Origin of the sequence: Bradyrhizobium sp. HKCCYLS1011 (assembly GCF_051167795.1) — a bacterium.
GTDB lineage: Bacteria > Pseudomonadota > Alphaproteobacteria > Rhizobiales > Xanthobacteraceae > Bradyrhizobium.
On sequence record NZ_JBNPTT010000016.1, the window covers coordinates 12,349 to 33,945 of the forward strand.

Below are 21,597 nucleotides of genomic sequence, written 5' to 3' on the forward strand. Positions count from 1 at the left end.
AACCCGCCCTGTCGGAAACCCGACACGCGTCGGAAACGCCACAGCCGCTGAGCCTTAGAAATTGAGGCAGATCAAATAATTGCTGCATGGCACGAGACTTGCCAAACCCTTCACCAACGGCCGAAAGCAACGAGGGCTCAGCAATGATGATGATCAATCTGACCGACAGCGCAATCAGCGCGGTGCGTAACGCGATCTCCACTTCGGACAAGCCGGTCGACGGCTTGCGGATCATGGTGGAAGCCGGCGGCTGCGCCGGGCTGAAATACAATATGGGCCTCGTCAGCGGCACCGAGCCCGAGGATACCGTGATCGAGCGCGAAGGCGTGCGCGTTCTCGTCGATCACAAGAGCCTCGAATATCTCGAGGGCACCACGATCGATTTCGTGGTGGCGCTGGAAGGCTCCGGCTTCACCTTCGACAATCCCAACGCGAAGTCGAGCTGCGGCTGCGGCAAGTCATTCGCTTAAAGTCCTTCGCCTGATCATCAAGCATCATCGAGAGAAGTGAAATCATGCTGGTCGAATCCCAGGGCATTACCGAAGCGCCGGCGCCGATGAGCGAGCGCGAACGCATCATCCGCGCCGTCATCGAGGAGGTCCGCCCCAACCTGAAGCGGGACGGCGGTGACTGCGAGCTGGTCGAGATCGACGGCAACAAGGTCATGGTGAAGCTTGCCGGTGCCTGCATCTTCTGCAAGCTCGCCAGCGCGACCTTGGAAGGCATCCAGGCGCGGATGATCGAGAAGCTCGGCGAATTCGTCCGTCTCGTTCCGGTGGCCGGCCCAGCGAAGGCGCGGCATTAAGGAGCGGTCGTGCGCCCGGTCTATCTCGACAACAACGCCACGACGCGCGCCGATCCTGCGGTCGTCGCGGCGATGTTGCCGTTCTTCTCGGACCAGTTCGGCAATGCCTCGTCCTCGCATGCCTTCGGCAGCGAGGTGGCAGGCGCGCTGCGGGCTGCGCGCAAGAGCCTGCAGGCGCTGCTGGGTGCGGCGTTCGACCACGAGATCGTCTTCACCTCGGGTGGGACGGAATCAGACAATGCGGCGATCCTGTCGGCGCTGGAGACCCAGAGCGAGCGCGACGAAATCGTCACCGCGGCGGTCGAGCATCCGGCCATCCTGTCGCTCGTCGAATATCTGCGCGACCGGCGCGGCATAAAGGTGCATCTGATCGGAGTCGATGCTGCCGGCTGCCTCGACCTGGACGCCTACAAGCGTGCGATCGGCCCTCGCACCGCGATCGCCTCCGTGATGTGGGCCAACAACGAGACCGGCACCCTGTTTCCGATCGCCGAACTCGCCCAGCTCGCGCATGAGTGTGGTGCGCTGTTTCACACCGACGCGGTGCAGGCGGTCGGCAAGCTGCCAATCGATCTCAAGGCGATCAGCGTGGATATGCTGTCGTTGTCCGGCCACAAGCTGCACGGGCCTAAGGGCATCGGCGCGCTGTATGTACGGAAGGGCACGCCGTTCGCGCCGCTGGTGCGGGGCGGCCCGCAGGAGCGGCGCCGTCGTGGCGGCACCGAGAATGTCACGGGGATCGTCGGGCTCGGTAAGGCGGCCGAGCTTGCCGCAGTCCATCTTGCCGACGAGCAGACCCGCGTCCGCGCGCTGCGCGACCATCTGGAGCAGGGCATCATCGAGACGATCGGCCATTGCGCCGTGCTCGGCGATCTCGATCACCGGCTGCCGAATACGTCCAACATTGCCTTCCAGCATCTCGAGGGCGAGCCGATCGTGATGCGCCTGAACCAGGCTGGCATCGCCGCCTCGCTCGGCTCGGCCTGCGCGTCCGGCTCGATAGAGCCCTCGCATGTGCTGCGCGCGATGAACGTGCCTCCCGACCTGTTGCGCGGCGCTGTCCGTTTTTCATTGTCGCGCGACAATACGATCGACGACGTCGAGCGCGTGCTGCAGGTGCTGCCCGAGATCGTCGGCAGGCTGCGCGAGACGTCGCCCTCCTGGCTGCAGCATCGATCCTCGCAATCGGCGGAAACACTACGACCCACGGAGCTTACCCAATGAAAGTCATGATCCGCCGCTCGCCGGAAACCGGCCTCTCGATCTACGTGCCGAAAAAGGATCTGGAGGAGCCGATCGTCGAGACTGAGCACGAAACGCTGTGGGGCGGTTGGATCCGTATCGCCAATGGCTGGGTGCTCGATCTGCCTGACATGGCCAAGGACACGCGGCTGCCGATCACGATCAATGCGCGCAAGCGCGGCGACGAAGGGGATGAGTGATGAACGCGCCGCTCCCTCATATCGACATCATCAGGCAGGCCGACGCCGAAGCGCTGCTCAAGGACGTCGTGCAGCGACTGAAGGTCGGGGAGGTCGTGCCCTATCTCGGACCGGCGGTGTCGGAGCAATCGGGCGCGCCGGTGCCGATGAATCCGGAGGCCCTGGCGGCGTTCTTCGGCACCAAGGTTGCATTGCCGCGGCGAGCCAAGGGCAATGCCTGGGCCTCCGCGCAGCACATCGAGAGCACGCGTCATCGTTCCACCGTCACGGCGCTGATGGCGGAAGCGTTTGCGACCCCGGTCGCGCCGACGCCGCTGCATCAGCACCTCGCCTCGCTGCCGCTGCCGATGATCGTCGACAGCTGGTATGATGGCGTGATGCGCGCCGCGCTGGCCGGCCGCACCGGATGGGGTGAGGTGCAGGGCATCACCCGCGCCGGCATCGGTGAGGACCGCTGGTACCGCTTCTATGATGGCGATGGCGCGGAGGCCGATCGCGAAAGAGCCGCAAACTGGACCACGCTGCTCTACAAGCCGCATGGCGGCATTGCGCCGGCGAAGAACTTCCTGATCACCGACGCCGACTACGTCGAGGTCCTGACCGACATCGACATCCAGACCCCGATTCCGGACACCGTGAAGGATCGCCGTACCCATCGCAGCTTCCTCTTCATCGGCTGTCGCTTCAACGACCAGCTGCTGCGTACCTATGGGCGCCAAGTAATCAAGCGCTCCGGCTCCGAGCATTATGTTCTGGTCGAGCCCGACACGCTGTCCAGGAACGAGCTGAAATTCTTCATCGCCGAGCGGCTGACGCCGATCGCGATCCCGCTTGCACGCGCGACCGAGATCATTCTCGGCGGCTAAGCGCAGCGTGACAGAGCATCTCCCCGGCGCGGTCGCGGACCGCGCTGTTTTTGTTTGTCCAGGCCTGATCGGCCAGTCTGTAACGTTTCTAACATGGCCGCGATCGCGTCCCGCTCGCATGTTGGCAAGCCGACAGTTGCCGTCGTCCTACTAACATATTGATCGCACGACAAAATGAGCATGGCTGCGCAATGGCACGCGAGTTGCTGAACATCTGGCAAGGCGGTTTGCGGCTCGCCGGCAACGTAAGGAGCGGACATGGACGCATCAGTTCAGCACGAACAGGCGACGATACCCGACGGCGAGAAGCTCAGCGCAGTGATGCAGACCATTGCAGAACACAAGGGTTGTGGCACCTCGGGTGGCAGCGGCAAGGCGAGCTGCGGATCGGGGGCGGGGCAGAACGACCTGCCGCCGGACATCTGGGAGAAGGTCAAGAACCATCCCTGCTACAGCGAGGAAGCGCATCATCACTACGCCCGCATGCATGTGGCAGTGGCGCCGGCCTGCAACATCCAGTGCAACTACTGCAATCGCAAATATGACTGCGCCAACGAGTCGCGTCCGGGCGTGGTCAGCGAGAAGCTGTCGCCGGAGCAGGCGGCCAAGAAGGTGCTTGCGGTCGCTTCCACCATCCCGCAAATGACAGTGCTAGGCATCGCCGGCCCGGGCGATCCGCTCGCCAATCCTGAGAAGACCTTCAAGACCTTTGAGCTGATAGCGAAGACCGCGCCCGACATCAAGCTGTGCCTGTCGACCAATGGTCTCGCGCTGCCCGACCATGTCGATACCATCGCCGGCTTCAATGTCGATCACGTCACCATCACCATCAACATGGTCGATCCCGAGATCGGCGCCAAGATCTATCCCTGGGTGTTCTGGAAGCACAAGCGCTACACAGGCGTGGAGGCCGCCAAGCTCCTGACCGATCGTCAGCTGCAGGGCCTGGAGATGCTGACCGAGCGCGGCATCCTCTGCAAGGTCAACTCGGTGATGATTCCCGGCGTCAACGACAAGCATTTGGTCGAGGTCAACAAGGCGGTGAAGTCGCGTGGCGCCTTCCTGCACAACATCATGCCGCTGATCTCCTCGCCCGAGCACGGCACGGTGTTCGGTCTCACCGGCCAACGCGGCCCAACCGCGCAGGAGCTGAAGGCGCTGCAGGACGAGTGCGAAGGCGAGATGAATATGATGCGGCACTGCCGCCAGTGCCGTGCGGACGCCGTCGGCCTGCTCGGCGAGGACCGCTCGGCCGAGTTCACCACCGACAAGATCATGGCCATGGAGGTGAACTACGACATCGACTCACGCAAGGCCTATCAGGCCGCGGTCGAGGAGGAGCGCGTCGCCAAGGTCGTCGCCAAGCAGGAAGAGCTGGCGTCGCTCGCCGGCCAGTCCAGCGACATCAAGCTGCTGGTGGCGGTCGCGACCAAGGGCTCGGGCCTCATCAACGAGCATTTCGGTCACGCCAAGGAGTTCCAGGTCTACGAGCTCTCCACGGCTGGTGCGAAGTTCGTCGGTCACCGCCGCGTGGATCTCTACTGCCAAGGCGGCTATGGCGACGAGGACAGCCTGGAGACGGTGATCCGCGCCATCAACGACTGCCACGCGGTGTTCGTCGCCAAGATCGGCGGCTGCCCGAAGAGCGATCTGCTTGCGGCCGGGATCGAGCCTGTCGACCAGTACGCGCATGAGTTCATCGAGAAGTCCGCGATCGCATGGTTCAAGGACTATCTCGAGAAGGTCAACAGCGGCGAGATGGCGCACGTCGTGCGCGGCGACGCTGAGATCCGCCAGGGCGCCCTGATCTCGGCGGCGTGAAATCTGATCTCGGCGGTGTCGAGGCGCCGCCGAGCCCTTACAGGAGCAATCGATGACTTTGAAGATCATTGCCTCGCAGTGCACGAGCTGCTCGGCCTGCGAGCCCGAATGTCCGAATGTGGCGATCTCGGAGAAGAACGGCACCTTCGTGATCGACCCCAAGAAGTGCACCGAGTGCATCGGTCATTTCGACGAGCCGCAATGCGCGGCGGTCTGCCCGGTCGACAACACCTGCGTGATCGACACGTCCTATCCGCGTTACCAGGCGCCGGCGTGAGGAGAGATCGATGAACTTCACGATGACACAAGCGGCGCAGAAGTTCATGCGGATGATGCTGCGGGCCGATGGAAAGGCGGGCAGCGGCTTCAGGCTCGCAGTCTCTCCGGGCGGCTGCTCCGGTCTTGCGGCTGATATTAGCGTGCTCGGTGCGCCGCTGCCCGGCGACGCCGTGGTCGAGCGCGACGGCGTCCGCCTGTTTCTGCCCGTGGAGAGCCGGCTGCTGCTCGATGGCGTGACCATCGACTTTGCGGATACGGCGACGCAGACCGGTCTCGTGTTCCACGATCCGAAGCAGGTGACCTGTTCAAGCCACGCCGAAAAGGCGCTGCAATAACGGGGAAGGCTCGAATGCCCACGGATGCCAGGCCCATCTCGCAGTCTGCCGCCGACGACGCGTTGCTCGCCGATGCGCTGCTCGGCGGCGGCCTGCCGGAAGAGGCCGAGTATCATTTGTGGCAGGCGGGCCAGAGCTACCATCTCAATGACGTGGCCGAGAAGCACCTTCGCGATGCCCAGGTAGTCGCGCCTGGGCACGCTGCTGTCCTGATCGGCTTCTACCGCTTCTACTTCTACAAGGGACGGCTTACCGAGGCGTTGCAGATCGCGAAGCAGTGTCTGGCCAAGGCGGCCGTCGAAAACCGCTTGCCGCCGCATTGGCGCGATGTTCGCGCCAGCCACGCGGATTTCGGCGATTACGGCAACATCCTGCCGCGCTTCTTCCTCTTCACCTTGAAGGGCTATGCGTACTTGCAGATGCGCCTCGGCAATCTGGTGGAGGGGCGGCTGGCGGTGCAGAAGCTGCTCGAGCTCGATCCGAGCGACAAGATCGGCGCACGCGTGCTGCTCGAGGTCGTCGACCGTGTGGGGCTGGACGATGACTGACGACATCGACGAAGCCATCGATTGGCAGGGTAACGAGATCAGCTGCGCCGGTTGCGCCCATGAGGCGCTGGGCGCTTCTGGTGGCTGCAGGCTGAAGCATGCCTGCGTCCACGACCGTTATGCACGCCGGATCGATCGCTTCTTCAACTGGAATTCAGCGCTTGCCAACGACTACGTCAAGCACCCGCATTTCGAGGTGCGCGCCATCGCCGCCAAGCATGCGAGCCTGTTCCATCTGCCGCCGCTGCTCGACGATCCCGAGGAGACCGTGCGCTGGAATGCCGCGCGCCGGCTACCGAAACGCCTGGTGCTGCGACTGCGCAACGATCCGCATCGCGAGGTGCGCATCCGCATCGCGACGGTGATCGACCCTGAAGACCTGCTGCCGATGATGATGGACGAGGATTACTACGTCCGCCTCGTCGTCGCGCGGCGGATCGTGCCGTCGGTGCTGGGGCGCATGATGGGCGACCCGGAAGCCGAGGTGCGGCGCGTGGTGGCGCGGCGCATTCCCTCCGACTGGCTGCTCGGCATGGTGAGCGATCCGGACGCGCGCGTGCGGCTGGAGATCGCCGAGCGCCTCTCCTCCGATCTCCTGACGGTGCTGCGCAATGATCTCGACTGGCGGGTGCGCTACGAGGTCGCGAGCCGGATCGCGGTGAGCGAGCTCCCGTTGCTGGCCGACGATGAGGACCCGCTGGTGCAGGAGATGGCCCGCAACAGGCTGCAGAACCGGTCGGGACTGCCGATGGAGAAGCCGGCATGAGCAATATCGTTAGGGACAGCGAGGTCGTCGAACTGTCCGCGCCGCCCTTTTTCAGCTTCGGCGAGAAGGTGAAGGCGAAGCGGACCATCCGTAACGACGGCACCTATGCCGGCAAGGAAATCGGCGAGATCCTCGCTAAGAAGGGCGAGATCGGTTACGTGGTCTCGATCGGCACCTTCCTGCAGCAGTTCTACATCTACGGCGTCGAGTTCCTGGAAAGCGGCAACCGCGTCGGGATGAAACGCAAGGAGCTCGAGCTCGCCGTGCCGCGTGCAGAGCTCGAGGACGAACTGCCGCCGCCGGGAGCCATGTCGCCATGATCGAACCACGCCAGCCGAAATATCAATGGGGTCAGCGCGTGAAGGCGCTGATCGATCTGCGCAACGACGGCTCTTTTCCCGATGCGCCGCCGGAAGGGCTCCTGGTCGGCATCGGTGACATGGGCGAGATCGTGCAGGTCGGAACGCACACCGAAGCCAATATGCCGATCTATTTGGTCGAGTTCGGTGAGCGCCTGGTTGTCGGCTGCCTCGAGGAGGAGATCGTCCCGGTCTAGGGAGATCAGTAGGCCATGGCAGCTGTCGCGCTCAAACCAAAGCTTCTCATCCCTGCGCATCCGAACGATCTGGATCGCAAGCGGATCGAGCGCGCGTTGAAGGCGCGCAAGCGCTACCGCTACGTCGAACCTTGCGTGCTGCCGGTCAACGACGGCTACCATATCCAGAGCCCGTGCTGCTCGCGCAATATCGACAAGGACGGCGGCATCGTTGACGTCGCTTTGCTCTGCCACGATGCAGCGAATGGGATGTGGAAGTTGTTCTGGAAGGATCACGACAAGCGCGTTTGGGAGTTGCACAGCGTACATCAGCGGCTGACCGCTGTTCTGGAAGAGCTCAACGCCGATCCGGAACGCATATTCTGGCAGTAGAGAAGGACGGGTCATGGCATTGGCCGAGCAGGAATTGATCGAGATCGAGCAGGTCCTTACCGGACCGGACGCGAGCGGCGCTGCCTTCGGCGAGCTCCGCAAGCGGTTTCCCGGTCTCGCATTGACCCGATGCGATGCGTCGGACGTGACCGAAGAGCCGTTTCGCAGCTATCCGGCATTCGACCTGCATCTGCTCGATGCCGGCGACCATTGCGCTCAGGTCACTGCCGATCCGGCGCGGGCCACCGGGCTGATCCTGGCCAAGCGGAGCCAATCATGAGCAAGCCGGTGCTGGTTCACGACGCCGACAGGCTTGAGGATGAGGAGACCGTCCTTACGCCTGTGAGCTCCGGCTTCATTCCGCTGTCCGACCCCGATATCACGTTGGCCGAGATCGAAGCGGTGGAAGGCACGTTGCGCTCGCCGCGGCTGTCGAACGGGCCGCTCGTCGAGGAGTTCGAGGCGGCCTTTGCCGCTTATCTCGGCCGCAAATATGCGATCGCGGTGCCCAGCGGTACGCTTGGGCTGCTGATGGCGCTGAAGGCGTATGGGATCGGCCCGGGCGACGAGGTCATCGCGTCGTCCTATTCGTTCCGCGAGATTGCGCATGCGATCAGCATCGTCGGCGCGCGGCCCGTCTTTGCGGACATCGACTATTACTCAGGCACGCTGGCACCGGCCAAGGTCGAGGCGCGGATCACCGACAAGACCAAGGCGATCGTCGCCGGCAACACCAACGGTCATCCGGCGCGATGGACGGAGCTGCGCGAGATCGCGACCAGGCACCGGCTGCCGCTGCTGGAGGATTCAACCGAGGCGATCGGCTCGAAGTACAAGGGGTCGTTGGTCGGCAGCTTCGGCGACGTCGCCATCTTCGACTTCGCCCAGCCCTTCGCGATGACCTGCGGCGAGGGCGGCATGGTGGTCACCGATGACGTCGATATCGCCGTCGCCATGCGGCGGAATCGGTCGCATCGCCTGGATGAACGTGCGTCGGTGGTGGTCAGCGGCACGCCATCGCACCACGCTGTCATGAGCGATCTGACGGCGGCGCTCGGTCTGGCCCAGCTGAAGCGGATCGAGGAGATCCTCGAGCGCCGCAGGCTGATCGAGCAGATCTATTACAGCCAGGTGCAGTCGTTCGAAGGCATCAAGGATCCCTATGTCGGGCCCGATGTCACGGATGTGAACTGGTTTCTCTATCAGGTGCATCTCGGAACCCGCTTTTCGCGATCGAGCCGCGATTCGATCGTCGAGGATCTGCGGGTGGAGCAGGTCGAGGCGGTTGTCTATTCGAATCCGCTGCATCTGCAGCGGCACTATTTCGATCTTGGATATCGGCGCGGCGACTATCTGGTGACGGAAAAGGTCGCAGACCGCGTGGTCGCGCTGCCTTTTCACGTCCATCTCACCACGGATCAGATCGCCTTCATCGTTGCGACCATGAAGGATGCCTCGGTCAATGTCGGGGCAGGGGCGGCGATCTACTAGAGCTCATTGTTATCAAACTGGAGAAGGAGACATCCATGACGACCTTGACGATAATGCCCTCGGGCCAGACCATCGAAGTCGGCGAGGGAACCACCATCCTCGCGGCATTGCTCGGCGCCAATATCGAGATCCAGCACAAATGCGAGGGTCAGGCGAAGTGCGGCTCCTGCCACATCTTCCTGCAGGAGGGCCGCAAGGGCGTATCAAAGGTCAGCAAGCTCGAGAACGAGAAGCTCGATACCATCGTCGGCGTCGGATCGAAATCGCGTCTGGCCTGCCAGGCAACGATCCTCGGCACCGAGAACGTCAAGATCGAGCTTCTGGGCTTTGCCTCTGGGCTTTGATGGAGGGTCACATGGAAAACGTCACGCTTCACGTTCGTTTCGCCTCTGACGGAACAGTTGCCGAGATAAGTGAACGGCCTGCTGGATTGACGCCGCAGCAATGGTTCAACCGTCTGAGCGAGGCGATCGGGATGAAGGCCTATCAGACCTTTGCCGGTGGTCGCGGCGTGTTCAAGGTGGCGCGTGACCAGGTCGAGGCTCTGAAGACCGCCGTCGCTTGATGAGCGAGAGCCGGGCGAGCGCAGTCAACTCCAGGTGGCCAAGGCGGTCAGCATGACAGGTGACGCGGAGCACGACTGTCGCTTCTTCGTGTCGTATACCGGAGTCAAGCTGCCGCTGCGGCTCGTCAATGCGATCGAGCCGGACCAGCTCTCGAACCGCAATACCTTCATCCGGGGTTTTTTCGATCGGGCCGGCGCATTGACGGGGTTCGAGAAGGTGGTCTATGGCGAGATCGAGCTTACGCACAGCTACGCCTATCATCCCAGCGGCGCACTGCGCCGCGCGGAGATCGTGATGCTGGACGAGGACCCGGTGACGTTGCATTTCGACGAGAGCGGAGCGCCGATCACCGGGGCAACCAGCGCGTCAGGAGAGGCTCGATCGTGACGGTTGCCAAGCTGATCGAGGTCCTTGCGGGCATGCCGAAGGACGCTATCGTGCTGATGGACAGCGGCGCCGGACTCTCGCGCGTCGACGCGCTTGAACTTGTCGACGGGCAGGGGCCGGGCGCGCCGGCCGAGGTGATCCTGCAGCCGAGCATGGATGAGTAGCAGGAAAGCGGAAAGGTGCAGATGTCCGAGACGGAAGCGGTCGTGACACCCTATGAGCGGATCGGCGGTGCGGTGGTTGTCGACCGCCTGGTCGAGGCGTTCTATCGGCGGATGGACAGTCTGCCGGAAGCCAAGCTGATCCGCGACATGCATGCGTCCAACCTTGAACCGGTGAAGCGGACTCTGAAGCGCTATCTCTCGGAATGGCTCGGCGGCCCAAAACTCTATTCGCCGGAGAAGGGCCATCCGCGGCTGCGCCAGCGTCACATGGGATTTAGCATCGGTGCCGCCGAGCGCGACGCCTGGCTGCTGTGCATGCGCGGCGCGCTCGAGGAGACCGTGGCGGATGCCGAGGCGCGCCAGGACGTCGATGCCGCCATGACCAAGCTCGCCGACTGGATGCGCAACCAGGCCGGCAATCCGCACGATGCGCGGGCCGCGCGGCCGTGAGCTGATCTTTTGACCAGCCGTCCTCGGACTTTTCGCGACGGCCCGGGAGGGTTCAAGAATGACGGTGCACATGGATGCGCCCTCTCCCCTTGCGGGAGAGGGCATGTAGGACGGAGCAGCAAGCTCGCTTGGGTGAGGGGTATGCTTCGACGAGCGCAGTTCGCGGAGACATACCCCTCACCCAACCGAGCACTTGGATGAATCGGAGATGCCCTCTCCCGCAAGGGGAGAGGGCGCTGCATCGCGCAGCTCGATGCACGTTTTTCTAGCCGTCGGCGCCTTTGCTCATGCGAGGGAGCCTAACTAATACAACGGCACACCAAAGAAGCTCTCATCATCCCCGCCCCAGGCGCGATGCAGCGCCAGCGCGTTTTGCCATTGTGACATCTCGTCGTCGCTGGCGCCGCGATGGGTGATCTTGCCGTCCGGCTTTTCAGCGAGCAGAAAGGTCTTGCCGTTGCGGATGAAGCGGTTCAGATCCTTGGTGTCGTTCGGCCGCACCACGCAACGCGGCCGTTCGTCGATCAGGATCGTGGTTGGCAGCATCGCCGCTCCTCCTCAATCCGCCGGCGGCCCCATATCGTCGTCCTTTTTCTTCTTTTTCTTGTCGGTCTTGGCCAGCGCGTAGGCGCCGGCGTTTTTCAAGGTCACCGGCGGTTGGCCGACGACATATTGCGAGATCCAGGCCGCGGTCCGGTCATGCGCGAGCTTGGTTGCGGTCTCGTCATGGCTTTCGCCGTCGTCGTCGAAATCATGCTTGGCGCCGGGGTACGAAAACGCGCTGACCTCGGGATGGTAGGCTCTGAATTGGTCGACCTCGATGAAGGGAACGACCGGATCGGCTTCGCCGAAATGCAGCAGGGTCGGAATTTTGCGTTTCGCGCCGGCGTTCTCGATGATTCCGATGCCGTAATAGGACACGGTACAGGCAAGCCCGGTGACGCGATTGGCCGCGGTGTAGGCAAGGCCGCCGCCGGCACCGTAGCCGATCAGCGCGACCTTGCCGCAGTCGTTGACGCTGTCGATGGCCGACTGGATTTCCGCGAACAGCGGCGCTGCCGGATCCGGCGCGACCTCCTTTGCGCTGTCATCGCCATCGGCTTCGGCCGGCGGCGCCGGCTCGGACAGAGCGGGCGCGATCACGAGGTAACCACCCGCAGCGAAGGTCTCGGCCAGCTTACGGACCCTGCTTTCGGCCTTTGCATTGTCGAGCAGCACGACAACGGCGCCCTTGGGCGCATCAGCCGGATCGGCGCGAAAGGCCGTGAACGTATGTCCATCATTGGCGGTCAGCTTGACCGTGCTTTCCTTAAGCATGCGAAGCTCCCTCATCAATTGCGGCCTGCGTCGCGCAGGCCGCGAACTACAACAATCCAAGCTCCAGCGCGACGTCTTCGGACATCCGCGACTTGTCCCACGGCGGCTCGAACACCAACGTCACTTTCACGGTGTGAACGCCGTCGACCGCCTGCACCGCATCTTCCACCATGCGTACGATCTCGCTGGCCACCGGGCAGCCCGGTGCGGTCAGCGTCATGTCGATCTCGACCGCGCCGCCGCCCTGATGCGCGACACGATAGACCAGACCGAGATCGTAGATGTTGACCGGGATCTCTGGATCATAGACCGTACGCAGCGCCGCGATGATGCTTTCGGCCGCATCCTGCGAGCCTGTCGCCATCGTCGTCGACATTGCGGGTGGGGCGGTGACGGCTTGCATGCTGTTCATGCGTGAGGTCCTCTCTGATCTGCGCTGTGGTCGAGCCGGGTTCGCCCGGCAGCCACGATGGTATTGGGCAGCCCGTCGTTCCGATTGTGCAAGCGAGGTGCCATGCCAATCCCTCCGCTCAGCCGATGCCGTCCGCGAGCGCTGCGACGACCGGCCATCCGACAGCGCCGCTAGGATCGAGCTGTCGTAGCGCGCCGAGCATCTGCTCCGCGCTGTCGCGCTCGTCCTTGCGCAGGTGAATGAAGGCGAGCGCCTTCAGCGTGTAGAGAGCGAAGCGGCCGGCGCCATCAGGGATTGGAACGTGTGGTGTCCACCGACGCCAGTCCCGGGGCCAGCCGGCCTGACGCGCCGCTTCTTGCAGTCCGAGCTCGGCGACCGCCTTGGCCTCGTCGAGATTGCCTTGATAGGTGTGGATCTTGTAGAGACAGAAATAGGTCGGAAGCTCGTCCGGCGCGGCCGCGAGCGCCTGCCGGAACAGGCGATCGGCACGCGCATGATCGCGCCGATAGGCGGCGACGCCCTGCTGTAGCAACGCGTCGATTTCGTCGGGCAAATCGCCGAAGTTGATCGTGTCGGGTTCGGACGCCAATTCGAGCATTGCATTGACCTCGATCAATGCATTGCAAGAGATGGACCGCTTTTGCGCGGTCAATAGTGCAGGGTCTGCAGATCGAAACACGCCAAACCGGTGCAGCCTGTTGCATTTGGAACGTTGTGCCGCGATCTCAGCCGCGCTCCTGTCGCAAATGCGACGCCGGTTCCAGCCGCCCCCTTTGAAAAAGCATAGTTGCGGCAGGCTCTGCGGCGGTTTTTCGACTGGTTCGGACCTTGCATAATCGTCGTCGGTCCAACGGGAGGTGTTGCGATGGCGATGGCGGCAGCGGATATCGAACGCATGATCAAGGAGGCGTTCCCGGATGCGGTGGTCGTGATCGAAGATCTCGCAGGCGATGGCGATCATTATTCGGCGCGCATCACCTCCGTAGCGTTCGCCGGCAAGAGCCGGGTGCAGCAGCATCAGATGGTCTATTCGGCGTTGAAAGGGCAGATGGGCGGCGTGCTGCACGCGCTGGCGCTTGAGACGTCGCTGCCGAAATGAACGGCCGCATTCAGGGGTGAAAGGATCTGATCAATGTCGACATCCGAACGCATTCAAAAGCTGATCGACAGCAATGATATCGTTCTCTTCATGAAGGGCGTGCCGGCGGCGCCGCAATGCGGCTTCTCCGCGGCCGTGGCGCAGATCCTGGCCAAGCTCGACGTGCCCTATGAGAGCGTCAACGTGCTGGCCGATCCCTTCATCCGCGAAGGCATCAAGGAATTCTCCAACTGGCCGACCATTCCGCAGCTCTACATCAAGGGCGAGTTCGTCGGCGGCTGCGATATCGTGCGCGAGATGTTCCAGGCAGGCGAGCTCGCAACGCTGCTGGCCGAGAAAGGCATCAAGGCACCAGCATCATGAGTGAGACCACGATCGAGGCCGATGACGACTTCGAGATCCCGCAGCTCTACAAGTATCACGCCTTCGTCTGTCTGACCCAGCGGCCGCCGCAGCATCCGCGCGGCAGCTGCGGCGCGCTTGGGGTGCAGCCACTGTGGGATCGTCTCACCAAGACCATCGAGGCGCAGCGCCTGACTGATATCGGCGTGACGGCCGCCGGCTGCTTCGGCTTCTGCAGCGCCGGGCCGATGATGGTGGTCTATCCGGACGGCATCTGGTATCGGCCGACCAGCCCGGAGGACATCGACGAGATCGTCGAGTCCCATTTCAAGCAGGGCAAGCGCGTCGATCGCCTAGTCATGGTGTTGAAGCGGTGACGATCGATCCGGAGCTGTTAGCGCGGCTCCGGGCAAGGCGTAGCGCTATCGGGACGCGTACAGCCCTGCACGTCATCGAGATCACGACGTCCAAGCAAAGAGGGCACCGGCTCGCGCTCGAAGCCGGCACAACGCTGGCCATCGGCTTCGATCAGCGGCCTTCGGATCAACAGCGGGTCTTCGAGCATCAGGTCGATCGCGGCCACCGCGCCGATCGTCTCGGGCTTGATCTCGCCGGATTTGACCCGCGGCGAGGCTGGGTTGAACCAGGCCGGCACCGGCATGTCAGCGAAGAAGGTCCGCAGCCGCTCGCCGGTCCAGGGCTCGGAGAGCAGGCTCTTTGCCGTGACCGTATGGCCGGCGCGCTCCAGCATCAGCTTCTGGCGCGCATTGGTCCCGCAGCCCGGCTTCTCATAGAAGACCACGGTCGTCATGTCAGAGGCTGCCGAGCTGAACCAGCGTGGCACCGCCGGCGCGGCCAAGAATGGTGTCGACCTTCTTGCGCACGGTTTCGATCGTCAGCGGCTTGACCACCGCGCCATGCGCGCCGGCCTTCAGTCCCTCGATCGCGGCCGCCTCATCGGCCTTGGCAGTCACGATCAGAATCCGGACGCCTGGGAATTTCGCGAGGATCTCGCGCACCAGCTCCGGGCCGCGCTGCTTGAGGAACGATGCGCCGAGCATCACGACATGAGGCATCAACCAGTCGACGCCCTTCTCATAGGCCTCCTCGGGCGTGGCGAGCTCATGGGTCTCGATCTCGTCGTGGAGCATGAACTGCAGGGCCGCGCGCGTGATCTCGTCGTCATCGATCACGAACACCCGTCGCTGGTCGACCGCCTTTGCCGTTTCAACGCCGATCTGCATTGCATCCTCCTCGATGTGCCGCGCGCACGCCCGCAACTACGTGCAGTTGCTTTCTAGCAAGTTCTGTTCCGCCCGTCGCGCCGCCGCGAATGTTGCGTCCGTTGTGTCGTTTGCAACAGCGAGATGCCTCGGCGGCACTTGCGAGGCATTCCGATGTCGGGTTTGCAACAACCGGTCGCCGGTCACGGTCATTTCTGCATCTTATTAGAAAGACGTCTGATTTAACGATTCTAAAGGTCTGGCATGGGGGTTGCAAAACTGGTTGCCAGGCAAAGGTTGAGGGCTGAGTGCACGCCGACGCTTCGGACGAGCGATGCTCTCCTTCCCAATAACCCGTCTGCCGGTTCGAACAGAGAGGACACGGTCTCGTCATGCCAGGGGCATGGGGGACATTGGCAATCGGTTGATGGAGAGCAGAATGTCACTGCGACAAATCGCATTCTACGGCAAAGGCGGCATCGGCAAGTCGACGACGTCGCAAAACACCTTGGCGGCGCTGGCTCAGATGGGTCATCGGATCCTGATCGTCGGCTGCGACCCGAAGGCGGATTCGACCCGCCTGATCCTGCACGCCAAGGCGCAGGACACGATCCTGAGCCTGGCGGCAGCCGCGGGCAGCGTCGAGGACCTCGAGATCGAAGAGGTCATGAAGGTCGGGTATCAGAACATCCGTTGCGTGGAGTCCGGCGGTCCGGAGCCGGGCGTGGGCTGCGCCGGCCGCGGCGTGATCACCTCGATCAACTTCCTGGAAGAGAACGGCGCCTATGAGGACATCGACTACGTGTCCTACGACGTGCTGGGCGACGTGGTGTGCGGCGGCTTCGCGATGCCGATCCGCGAGAACAAGGCGCAGGAAATCTACATCGTGATGTCCGGCGAGATGATGGCGATGTATGCCGCCAACAACATCTCGAAGGGCATTCTGAAATATGCCAATTCGGGCGGCGTGCGTCTGGGCGGCCTGGTCTGCAACGAGCGCCAGACCGACAAGGAGCTGGAGCTTGCGGAAGCCTTGGCCAAGAAGCTCGGCACCAAACTGATCTACTTCGTGCCGCGCGACAACATCGTGCAGCACGCCGAGCTGCGCCGCATGACGGTGCTGGAATATGCGCCGGATTCGGTTCAGGCCGGCCACTACCGGGAACTGGCGACCAGGATCCACAACAACGCCGGCAAGGGCATCATTCCGACCCCGATCACGATGGACGAGCTCGAAGACATGCTGATGGAGCACGGCATCATGAAGAGCGTCGACGAAACCCAGATCGGTAAGACTGCCGCCGAACTCGCCGCAACGGCTTAAGCAGTCTTGGTGCCGGCCTTCCACCCGTCGGAAGGCCGGCACCTCATCGGCACGACATCCGGGCGATGTGAAGGAGAGCTTGGAGTTTTCCATGGCAACATCGATGCAGGCCGCCACTCCACTCGCCCCGCCGGTGCCGTCGCACGGGCATGACGAGCTCATCACCTCAGACAATGCGCGCCGCTATGGGCGCGAGATCTACCGGCTGCTCACTGGATCGGATCCGGCCGATGCCAATATTGACACCGACCACAGTTTTGATCGTCATGTGATCGCCGCGATCCTCGCGGTGTCGGCGATGGAGCAGGGCATGCTCGCCGAGCGGGTCGGCCTGTCGACGGTCGAGCTGATCGCGCTCGTGGCGCAGTTCTTTCCCTCCGCCGCCCTCGATTCCTCGTGGCTGCCGGTCACTGGAGCTGCAGCCGCGCCCGATGATGACGAGGTCGCGATGGTGCGCGATCTCCTGCTGGCACAGCGTTCGACCAAAGGTGACATCAGCCGCTGGCTGGCCGCGATGGTTGCGCGACGTGCGATGGAGCCCAACCATCTCTGGGAGGATCTGGGCCTGCGCGAGCGCTCCGAGCTCACCCGGCTCCTGATGCGGCATTTCGCCCCGCTCGCCAGCCGCAATACCAGAAACATGCGCTGGAAGCGCTTTTTCTACCGGATGCTGTGCGAAGACGACGGCTTTGTCATGTGTACGACGCCGGTTTGCACCCAATGCAATGATTTCGATCAATGCTTCGGCGACGAAAGCGGTGAAAGTCGCATGGCGGAACGCCGCCGTCAGGTCGCGCTGCAGGAGGCGGCCGAAAGCGCCGCCGTCATAGCCTAGGGTATTTGGAGATGTTCACGGAGACGCAGCTCGGATTTTCCTGCGGCGCCGACGCGGTCGGGTGCGCCGAGCGGGACGTCTGCGCCGCGGGCGATATCTTGATGCGCCGCTGCGAGGAGGCGCTCCGGCGGGCGGGATTGCGGCCCACCCAGCAACGGCAGCAGCTCAGCCAGCTTCTGTTCGGCAACGGCGATTGTCACGTGACCGCGGATGCGCTCTATGCGGCGGCCGTCGCCAGCGGCATGAAGATCTCGCAGGCCACCGTCTACAACACGCTCAACCAGTTCACCCAGCTCGGCCTGTTGCGCCAGATCGGCATCGACGGCTCGAAATCGTTCTTCGACACCAACACGACGGTTCACCCGCATTTCTTTTATGAGGATGAGGGCGTGCTGGTCGATGTGCCGGAGACCGTGGCGTTCGATCATCTGCCTGAGCCGCTGCCCGGCTACGCCATGGAGCGGGTGGACGTCGTCATCCATCTGCGTCGCAGGCAGCACGGCTGAAATCTGCCCTTGGGGCGACCGGCGCCGAGATCTCCGCGCTTGTCCGGTCGACGACGTCGTCGTTTCCGGTCCCGTTGCATTCACGACCCTGTCGCGAATCCGACATTTGGCACCGATCTGAAATATCGTTTCATATCAGCTATCTAGCCTGGGCTTGGAAGGCTGGCATGGGCGTTGCTCTTTGAACCAAGCAGCCGCGCGCGTGGGCTTTGCCCGACACGCGGATGCAGGTTGCGAGGAGCCACGTGAATGCCTGACGTTCCCGGACAGCGCGGAGCAAAACCTGTCCAAGATGCCGGTTCTGCCACGATGAACCCGGTGCCGCCGGTCATCCTCAATGACACGACGTTGCGCGATGGCGAACAGGCGCCAGGTGTCGCCTTCGCCCTCAATGAGAAGCTTGCGATTGCGCGCGCGCTGGCGCGTGCGGGGGTGCCGGAGATCGAGGCCGGCACGCCGGCCATGGGGGCCGATGAGGTCGCCGCGATCCGGGCGATCGTCGAGGCCGAGCTACCCGCAACCATCATCGGCTGGTGCCGGATGCGCGAGGCGGATGTCGATGCCGCCATCGCCGCAGGCGTGTCGATGGTCAATGTGTCGATCCCGACATCGGACGTGCAGATCGGAGCCAAGCTCGGCGGTGGACGCGAGGTCGCGCTGGAGCTCCTGAAGCGGGTGGTCGGCTATGCGCGCGGTCGCGGGCTGGAGGTCGCGGTCGGCGGCGAGGATTCCTCGCGCGCCGATGTCGCATTTCTCGCTAAGGCGATCGCGACCGCACGATCGCTCGGCGCGCGGCGGTTTCGGATTGCCGATACGCTCAGCGTGCTCGACCCCGACGCGACCTATGCCCTGGTCGCCGCGTTGCGTGCCACCACCGATCTCGAGCTTGAATTCCATGGCCACGATGATCTCGGCCTCGCTACCGCCAACACGTTGGCCGCGATCAAGGCGGGTGCGACGCATGCATCGGTGACCGTGATCGGCCTCGGCGAGCGGGCGGGCAACGCGCCGCTGGAAGAGGTTGCCGTGGCGCTGCGTCAGCTCTACGGCCGCGACACCGGTGTCGATCTGGCCGAGCTCGACAACGTCGCCAAGGTGGTCGCTGCCGCCGCGGCCCGGACCATTCCGCTGAACAAGGCCATCGTCGGCGAGCACGTCTTCACGCATGAATCGGGCATCCATGTCGATGGCCTGCTGAAGGATCAGCGGACCTATCAGGCGCTCGATCCAAAACTGTTCGGCCGCGCCAATCGCATCGTGATCGGCAAGCATTCCGGGCTGTCGGCGATCACGGCGCTGCTGTCGGATCTGCGGCTGCAGGCGAGTGCAGACGAGGCGCAACGGATTCTCGCGCGCGTGCGCAAGCACGCGGTCGCCATCAAGGGACCGGTGCCGAGCGAAGCCGTGGCTGCGATCTGGCGCGAGGTCTGTGATCACCCGGTAGCGAGCCTGGTCTAGCCATGAGCGATATCAGCCAAGCCGACGCCGCCAAATCTGTTGTCATCGTCGAGAAGGCGCCCTCGCTGTTGCGGCTGATCCGCGAGGACATCGGCTGCGTCCGCTCCCGCGATCCGGCTGCGCGCAGCGAGCTCGAGACCTTGCTGACCTATCCCGGCATCCACGCCCTGATCTGGTATCGGCTGGCGCACCGGCTCTGGATCGGCGGCTGGCGTTTCCCGGCGCGGCTGTTGTCCTGGCTTGGGCGCTTCTTCTCCAATGTCGACATCCATCCGGGAGCGACCATCGGACGCCGCTTCTTCATCGATCACGGCGCCTGCGTCGTGATCGGCGAAACCGCCGAGGTCGGCGATGACGTGACGCTCTATCACGGGGTGACGTTGGGCGGCACGTCATGGTCACCCGGCAAGCGGCATCCGACCTTGGAAGACGGCGTGATCGTCGGCGCCGGCGCCAAGATCCTGGGGCCGATCACGATCGGCCCGCGCACCCGGGTCGGCGCCAATTCCGTCGTGATCCAGGGCACGCCGCCGGATGTCACCGTGGTCGGCATCCCCGCCAAGGTGGTGCGCCCGGAGTTCACCCATCGCCGCACCGTCGGCCGTATCGACCTCGACCATCATCTGATGCCGGACCCCGTGGGCGAAGCGCTTTCGGTGATGCTGGACCGAATCGAATTTCTCGAAGCGCAGCTCGCTCACGTCAAACAGCGGCTGCGCCATGGCCCGCCCGCGCCGGCGCCCACCGGGGCCTGCGAGGCGGACCCCGTCTTGACGCAAGGAGCCAAGCCATGACCGGAACGCCTGATGTGCTGGAGCAGTTGAACAAGACTTCGACGGCCGAGGACTTCTTCAAGCTCCTGGGAGTCGACTACGATCCCAAGGTTCTGAACGTCTGCCGGCTGCATATCCTGCGCCGCATGGGACAATATCTCGTCAGCGAGGATTTCGCCGGCGTCTCCAATGAGGATGCCGCAGCGCGTTGCAAATCATTCCTCGAACAGGCCTATCAGGACTTCGTGACCTCTACGCCGCTCGACCAGCGGGTATTCAAGGTGCTGAAGGAAGCCGTGGCGCCGCCGAAGCCGGCACCGAAGCCCTTTGTTGCGCTCACGACCTTGAAGTAGTTTCTGAATAGACCACGGATCGACGCGAGAAGCCGCCACGCCTTGAGCGTCGGCGGCTTTGTTCTTTCTCGCCTCTGTCGCATTCCCGACGCGTGCTGCATCCGACCTGTCGGACCTCTGCAAAAAGGCTGAGCAACAAATCAGGTGCGTTCTCGAAGGTCTTGAATCAGCATCGATATTCGGCGTGATGAAAACTGGTACGACAATTGCTGTCCTCCCCAGTAGGCCCCACGCTCGGGAGTGATCGCATGCATATCGTGGTTTGCATCAAGCAGGTTCCGGACTCCGCTCAGATCCGGGTTCATCCGGTGACCAACACGATCATGCGTCAGGGTGTGCCGACCATCATAAACCCCTACGACCTGTTCGCGTTAGAGGCGGCGCTGCAGCTGCGCGACAAGTTCGGCGGCGAAGTCACGGTGCTGACCATGGGCCCGCCATCAGCCGCGGATTCCCTACGCAAGGCGCTGACCTTCGGCGCCGACCGGGCCGTGCTGCTGACCGATCGCTTCTTCGCCGGCGCCGATACGCTGGCGACGACCTACGCGCTAGCGACCGCGATCCGCAAGATCAGCGAGACCTTTGGCGCGCCGGATATCGTCTTCACCGGTAAGCAGACCATCGACGGCGACACCGCGCAGGTCGGGCCTGGCATCGCCAAGCGGCTCGGGCTGTTGCAGCTGACTTACGTCGCCAAGATCTGCGAGGTCGATCCCGTCGCACGCACCATCGAGGCCGAGCGCCGCTCAGAGGGCGGTGTCCAGGTGCTCAAGACCAAGCTGCCATGCCTGGTCACGATGCTGGAGGCCACCAACGAGATCCGTCGCGGCGCGATGGTCGATGCCTTGCGCGCGGCACGCGCTGACATCGTGACCTGGAGCGCCAAGGACGCCGGCGTCGAGGACATCTCGAAGTGCGGGCTGAAGGGATCGCCGACCATCGTCAAGCGCGTGTTCGCGCCATCGGCGCGCGCCGAGAAGGCGGCCTTTGTCGATTTTGCCAACCGCGCGCCAGCCGAGGCACTGATCGAGGAGATGTTCAAGCGGCAACCGAAGCTCGAAGCCGAGCTGGTTGTTTCGGCGCGTGGCTTCTGACGGACAGACGGGA

Annotated in this window: 36 protein-coding genes; 30 read left to right on the top strand and 6 right to left on the bottom strand. The window is 63.5% G+C overall.

Going from position 1 to position 21,597, the window contains the following annotated elements:
* The first annotated feature begins 149 nt into the window (after positions 1-149).
* From ACQR1W_RS37325 to ACQR1W_RS37420, 20 genes are all read left to right on the top strand, one after another.
* Positions 150-470 carry a HesB/IscA family protein gene (locus ACQR1W_RS37325; RefSeq protein ID WP_008973628.1) on the top strand — a complete coding sequence of 107 codons (321 nt, stop codon included), beginning with the start codon at positions 150-152 and terminating at the stop codon, positions 468-470.
* Between the two features lie 44 nt (positions 471-514).
* Complete coding sequence (locus tag ACQR1W_RS37330) at positions 515-805, top strand: NifU family protein (RefSeq protein WP_008973627.1); 291 nt, start codon at positions 515-517, stop codon at positions 803-805.
* Positions 806-814: 9 nt separating this feature from the next.
* Positions 815-2,029, top strand: a complete 1,215-nt coding sequence (gene nifS, locus ACQR1W_RS37335) for a cysteine desulfurase NifS (RefSeq protein WP_434855449.1) — start codon at positions 815-817, stop codon at positions 2,027-2,029.
* Complete coding sequence (nifT, locus tag ACQR1W_RS37340; RefSeq protein ID WP_434855450.1) at positions 2,026-2,247, top strand: putative nitrogen fixation protein NifT; 222 nt, start codon at positions 2,026-2,028, stop codon at positions 2,245-2,247. The genes nifS and nifT overlap by 4 nt, the downstream gene beginning before the upstream one ends.
* Positions 2,247-3,113 carry an SIR2 family NAD-dependent protein deacylase gene (locus tag ACQR1W_RS37345; protein WP_434855451.1) on the top strand — a complete coding sequence of 289 codons (867 nt, stop codon included), beginning with the start codon at positions 2,247-2,249 and terminating at the stop codon, positions 3,111-3,113. The genes nifT and ACQR1W_RS37345 overlap by 1 nt, the downstream gene beginning before the upstream one ends.
* Positions 3,114-3,371: 258 nt before the next feature.
* Positions 3,372-4,934 carry a nitrogenase cofactor biosynthesis protein NifB gene (gene nifB, locus ACQR1W_RS37350; protein WP_434855452.1) on the top strand — a complete coding sequence of 521 codons (1,563 nt, stop codon included), beginning with the start codon at positions 3,372-3,374 and terminating at the stop codon, positions 4,932-4,934.
* Positions 4,935-4,986: 52 nt separating this feature from the next.
* Positions 4,987-5,211, top strand: coding sequence for a 4Fe-4S binding protein (locus ACQR1W_RS37355; RefSeq protein ID WP_434855453.1), 225 nt, complete (start codon positions 4,987-4,989; stop codon positions 5,209-5,211).
* A gap of 10 nt (positions 5,212-5,221) precedes the next feature.
* Positions 5,222-5,548, top strand: a complete 327-nt coding sequence (locus ACQR1W_RS37360; protein ID WP_434855454.1) for a HesB/IscA family protein — start codon at positions 5,222-5,224, stop codon at positions 5,546-5,548.
* A gap of 14 nt (positions 5,549-5,562) precedes the next feature.
* Positions 5,563-6,096 carry a hypothetical protein gene (locus tag ACQR1W_RS37365; RefSeq protein ID WP_434855455.1) on the top strand — a complete coding sequence of 178 codons (534 nt, stop codon included), beginning with the start codon at positions 5,563-5,565 and terminating at the stop codon, positions 6,094-6,096.
* A complete protein-coding gene (locus ACQR1W_RS37370; RefSeq protein ID WP_434855456.1) occupies positions 6,089-6,862 on the top strand; it encodes a 4Fe4S-binding leucine-rich repeat protein in 774 nt (257 codons plus the stop codon). The genes ACQR1W_RS37365 and ACQR1W_RS37370 overlap by 8 nt, the downstream gene beginning before the upstream one ends.
* Complete coding sequence (locus ACQR1W_RS37375) at positions 6,859-7,182, top strand: nitrogen fixation protein NifZ (protein ID WP_434855457.1); 324 nt, start codon at positions 6,859-6,861, stop codon at positions 7,180-7,182. The genes ACQR1W_RS37370 and ACQR1W_RS37375 overlap by 4 nt, the downstream gene beginning before the upstream one ends.
* Positions 7,179-7,418 (top strand): nitrogen fixation protein NifZ, encoded by a 240-nt coding sequence (locus ACQR1W_RS37380; protein WP_008971608.1) that lies wholly within the window; start codon positions 7,179-7,181, stop codon positions 7,416-7,418. Before ACQR1W_RS37375 ends, ACQR1W_RS37380 begins: the two co-directional genes overlap by 4 nt.
* A 15-nt stretch (positions 7,419-7,433) precedes the next feature.
* Positions 7,434-7,790 (top strand): DUF3024 domain-containing protein, encoded by a 357-nt coding sequence (locus ACQR1W_RS37385; RefSeq protein ID WP_434855458.1) that lies wholly within the window; start codon positions 7,434-7,436, stop codon positions 7,788-7,790.
* Positions 7,791-7,803: 13 nt separating this feature from the next.
* Complete coding sequence (locus ACQR1W_RS37390) at positions 7,804-8,070, top strand: hypothetical protein (RefSeq protein WP_434855459.1); 267 nt, start codon at positions 7,804-7,806, stop codon at positions 8,068-8,070.
* Positions 8,067-9,281, top strand: a complete 1,215-nt coding sequence (locus ACQR1W_RS37395) for a DegT/DnrJ/EryC1/StrS family aminotransferase (protein WP_434855460.1) — start codon at positions 8,067-8,069, stop codon at positions 9,279-9,281. The genes ACQR1W_RS37390 and ACQR1W_RS37395 overlap by 4 nt, the downstream gene beginning before the upstream one ends.
* Before the next feature lie 35 nt (positions 9,282-9,316).
* A complete protein-coding gene (locus tag ACQR1W_RS37400) occupies positions 9,317-9,625 on the top strand; it encodes a 2Fe-2S iron-sulfur cluster-binding protein (protein ID WP_434855461.1) in 309 nt (102 codons plus the stop codon).
* 11 nt (positions 9,626-9,636) lie between these two features.
* On the top strand, positions 9,637-9,846 hold the full coding sequence (locus tag ACQR1W_RS37405; RefSeq protein ID WP_008971613.1) for a hypothetical protein: 210 nt from the start codon (positions 9,637-9,639) through the stop codon (positions 9,844-9,846).
* A gap of 52 nt (positions 9,847-9,898) precedes the next feature.
* On the top strand, positions 9,899-10,234 hold the full coding sequence (locus ACQR1W_RS37410) for a DUF6156 family protein (RefSeq protein ID WP_434855462.1): 336 nt from the start codon (positions 9,899-9,901) through the stop codon (positions 10,232-10,234).
* Entirely contained in the window at positions 10,231-10,398 is a 168-nt protein-coding gene (locus tag ACQR1W_RS37415; RefSeq protein WP_008971615.1) for a hypothetical protein, read from the top strand. Before ACQR1W_RS37410 ends, ACQR1W_RS37415 begins: the two co-directional genes overlap by 4 nt.
* A 21-nt stretch (positions 10,399-10,419) precedes the next feature.
* Positions 10,420-10,848, top strand: a complete 429-nt coding sequence (locus tag ACQR1W_RS37420) for a group II truncated hemoglobin (protein WP_434855463.1) — start codon at positions 10,420-10,422, stop codon at positions 10,846-10,848.
* 303 nt (positions 10,849-11,151) lie between these two features.
* Here the strand turns inward: ACQR1W_RS37420 and ACQR1W_RS37425 are convergent, their stop codons facing one another.
* From ACQR1W_RS37425 to ACQR1W_RS37440, 4 genes are all read right to left on the bottom strand, one after another.
* Positions 11,152-11,394 carry a hypothetical protein gene (locus ACQR1W_RS37425; RefSeq protein ID WP_434855464.1) on the bottom strand — a complete coding sequence of 81 codons (243 nt, stop codon included), beginning with the start codon at positions 11,392-11,394 and terminating at the stop codon, positions 11,152-11,154.
* Between the two features lie 12 nt (positions 11,395-11,406).
* Positions 11,407-12,165, bottom strand: a complete 759-nt coding sequence (locus ACQR1W_RS37430) for a dienelactone hydrolase family protein (RefSeq protein ID WP_434855465.1) — start codon at positions 12,163-12,165, stop codon at positions 11,407-11,409.
* 46 nt (positions 12,166-12,211) lie between these two features.
* Positions 12,212-12,577 (bottom strand): iron-sulfur cluster assembly protein, encoded by a 366-nt coding sequence (locus ACQR1W_RS37435; protein ID WP_434855466.1) that lies wholly within the window; start codon positions 12,575-12,577, stop codon positions 12,212-12,214.
* A 118-nt stretch (positions 12,578-12,695) separates the two neighbouring features.
* Positions 12,696-13,175, bottom strand: coding sequence for a hypothetical protein (locus ACQR1W_RS37440; RefSeq protein ID WP_434855467.1), 480 nt, complete (start codon positions 13,173-13,175; stop codon positions 12,696-12,698).
* 267 nt (positions 13,176-13,442) lie between these two features.
* Here ACQR1W_RS37440 and ACQR1W_RS37445 point away from each other — a divergent pair, with 267 nt between their 5' ends.
* From ACQR1W_RS37445 to ACQR1W_RS37455, 3 genes are read left to right on the top strand one after another with little or no spacing between them, the layout of a single operon-like run.
* Positions 13,443-13,676: a BolA/IbaG family iron-sulfur metabolism protein gene (locus tag ACQR1W_RS37445; RefSeq protein WP_434855468.1), complete on the top strand. Its 234-nt coding sequence runs from the start codon at positions 13,443-13,445 to the stop codon at positions 13,674-13,676.
* A gap of 33 nt (positions 13,677-13,709) precedes the next feature.
* Positions 13,710-14,039, top strand: coding sequence for a Grx4 family monothiol glutaredoxin (gene grxD, locus ACQR1W_RS37450; RefSeq protein ID WP_434855469.1), 330 nt, complete (start codon positions 13,710-13,712; stop codon positions 14,037-14,039).
* The gene (locus tag ACQR1W_RS37455) at positions 14,036-14,395 is read left to right on the top strand and encodes a (2Fe-2S) ferredoxin domain-containing protein (protein ID WP_434855470.1); all 360 of its coding nucleotides are present in this window, start codon (positions 14,036-14,038) and stop codon (positions 14,393-14,395) included. The genes grxD and ACQR1W_RS37455 overlap by 4 nt, the downstream gene beginning before the upstream one ends.
* A gap of 17 nt (positions 14,396-14,412) precedes the next feature.
* On the opposite strand, the gene ACQR1W_RS37460 is transcribed toward ACQR1W_RS37455, so the two are convergent.
* Entirely contained in the window at positions 14,413-14,829 is a 417-nt protein-coding gene (locus ACQR1W_RS37460; RefSeq protein WP_434855471.1) for an ArsC/Spx/MgsR family protein, read from the bottom strand.
* Position 14,830: 1 nt separating this feature from the next.
* Positions 14,831-15,262 carry a response regulator gene (locus tag ACQR1W_RS37465; protein WP_434855472.1) on the bottom strand — a complete coding sequence of 144 codons (432 nt, stop codon included), beginning with the start codon at positions 15,260-15,262 and terminating at the stop codon, positions 14,831-14,833.
* Positions 15,263-15,668: 406 nt separating this feature from the next.
* Between ACQR1W_RS37465 and nifH the strand changes: the two genes are divergently transcribed.
* The 7 genes from nifH (at position 15,669) to ACQR1W_RS37500 (ending at position 21,584) form a co-directional block, all read left to right on the top strand.
* A complete protein-coding gene (nifH, locus tag ACQR1W_RS37470; RefSeq protein ID WP_434855473.1) occupies positions 15,669-16,565 on the top strand; it encodes a nitrogenase iron protein in 897 nt (298 codons plus the stop codon).
* Positions 16,566-16,656: 91 nt separating this feature from the next.
* On the top strand, positions 16,657-17,400 hold the full coding sequence (locus tag ACQR1W_RS37475; RefSeq protein ID WP_434855474.1) for a nitrogen fixation protein NifQ: 744 nt from the start codon (positions 16,657-16,659) through the stop codon (positions 17,398-17,400).
* Positions 17,401-17,411: 11 nt separating this feature from the next.
* Complete coding sequence (gene irrA, locus ACQR1W_RS37480; RefSeq protein WP_434855475.1) at positions 17,412-17,906, top strand: iron response transcriptional regulator IrrA; 495 nt, start codon at positions 17,412-17,414, stop codon at positions 17,904-17,906.
* A 318-nt stretch (positions 17,907-18,224) separates the two neighbouring features.
* Positions 18,225-19,364 (top strand): homocitrate synthase, encoded by a 1,140-nt coding sequence (nifV, locus tag ACQR1W_RS37485; protein WP_434855584.1) that lies wholly within the window; start codon positions 18,225-18,227, stop codon positions 19,362-19,364.
* Positions 19,365-19,366: 2 nt separating this feature from the next.
* Positions 19,367-20,158: a serine O-acetyltransferase gene (cysE, locus tag ACQR1W_RS37490; protein ID WP_434855476.1), complete on the top strand. Its 792-nt coding sequence runs from the start codon at positions 19,367-19,369 to the stop codon at positions 20,156-20,158.
* Complete coding sequence (gene nifW, locus ACQR1W_RS37495; protein ID WP_434855477.1) at positions 20,155-20,490, top strand: nitrogenase stabilizing/protective protein NifW; 336 nt, start codon at positions 20,155-20,157, stop codon at positions 20,488-20,490. Before cysE ends, nifW begins: the two co-directional genes overlap by 4 nt.
* 248 nt (positions 20,491-20,738) lie before the next feature.
* Positions 20,739-21,584, top strand: coding sequence for an electron transfer flavoprotein subunit beta/FixA family protein (locus ACQR1W_RS37500; protein ID WP_434855478.1), 846 nt, complete (start codon positions 20,739-20,741; stop codon positions 21,582-21,584).
* Positions 21,585-21,597 lie beyond the last annotated feature (13 nt).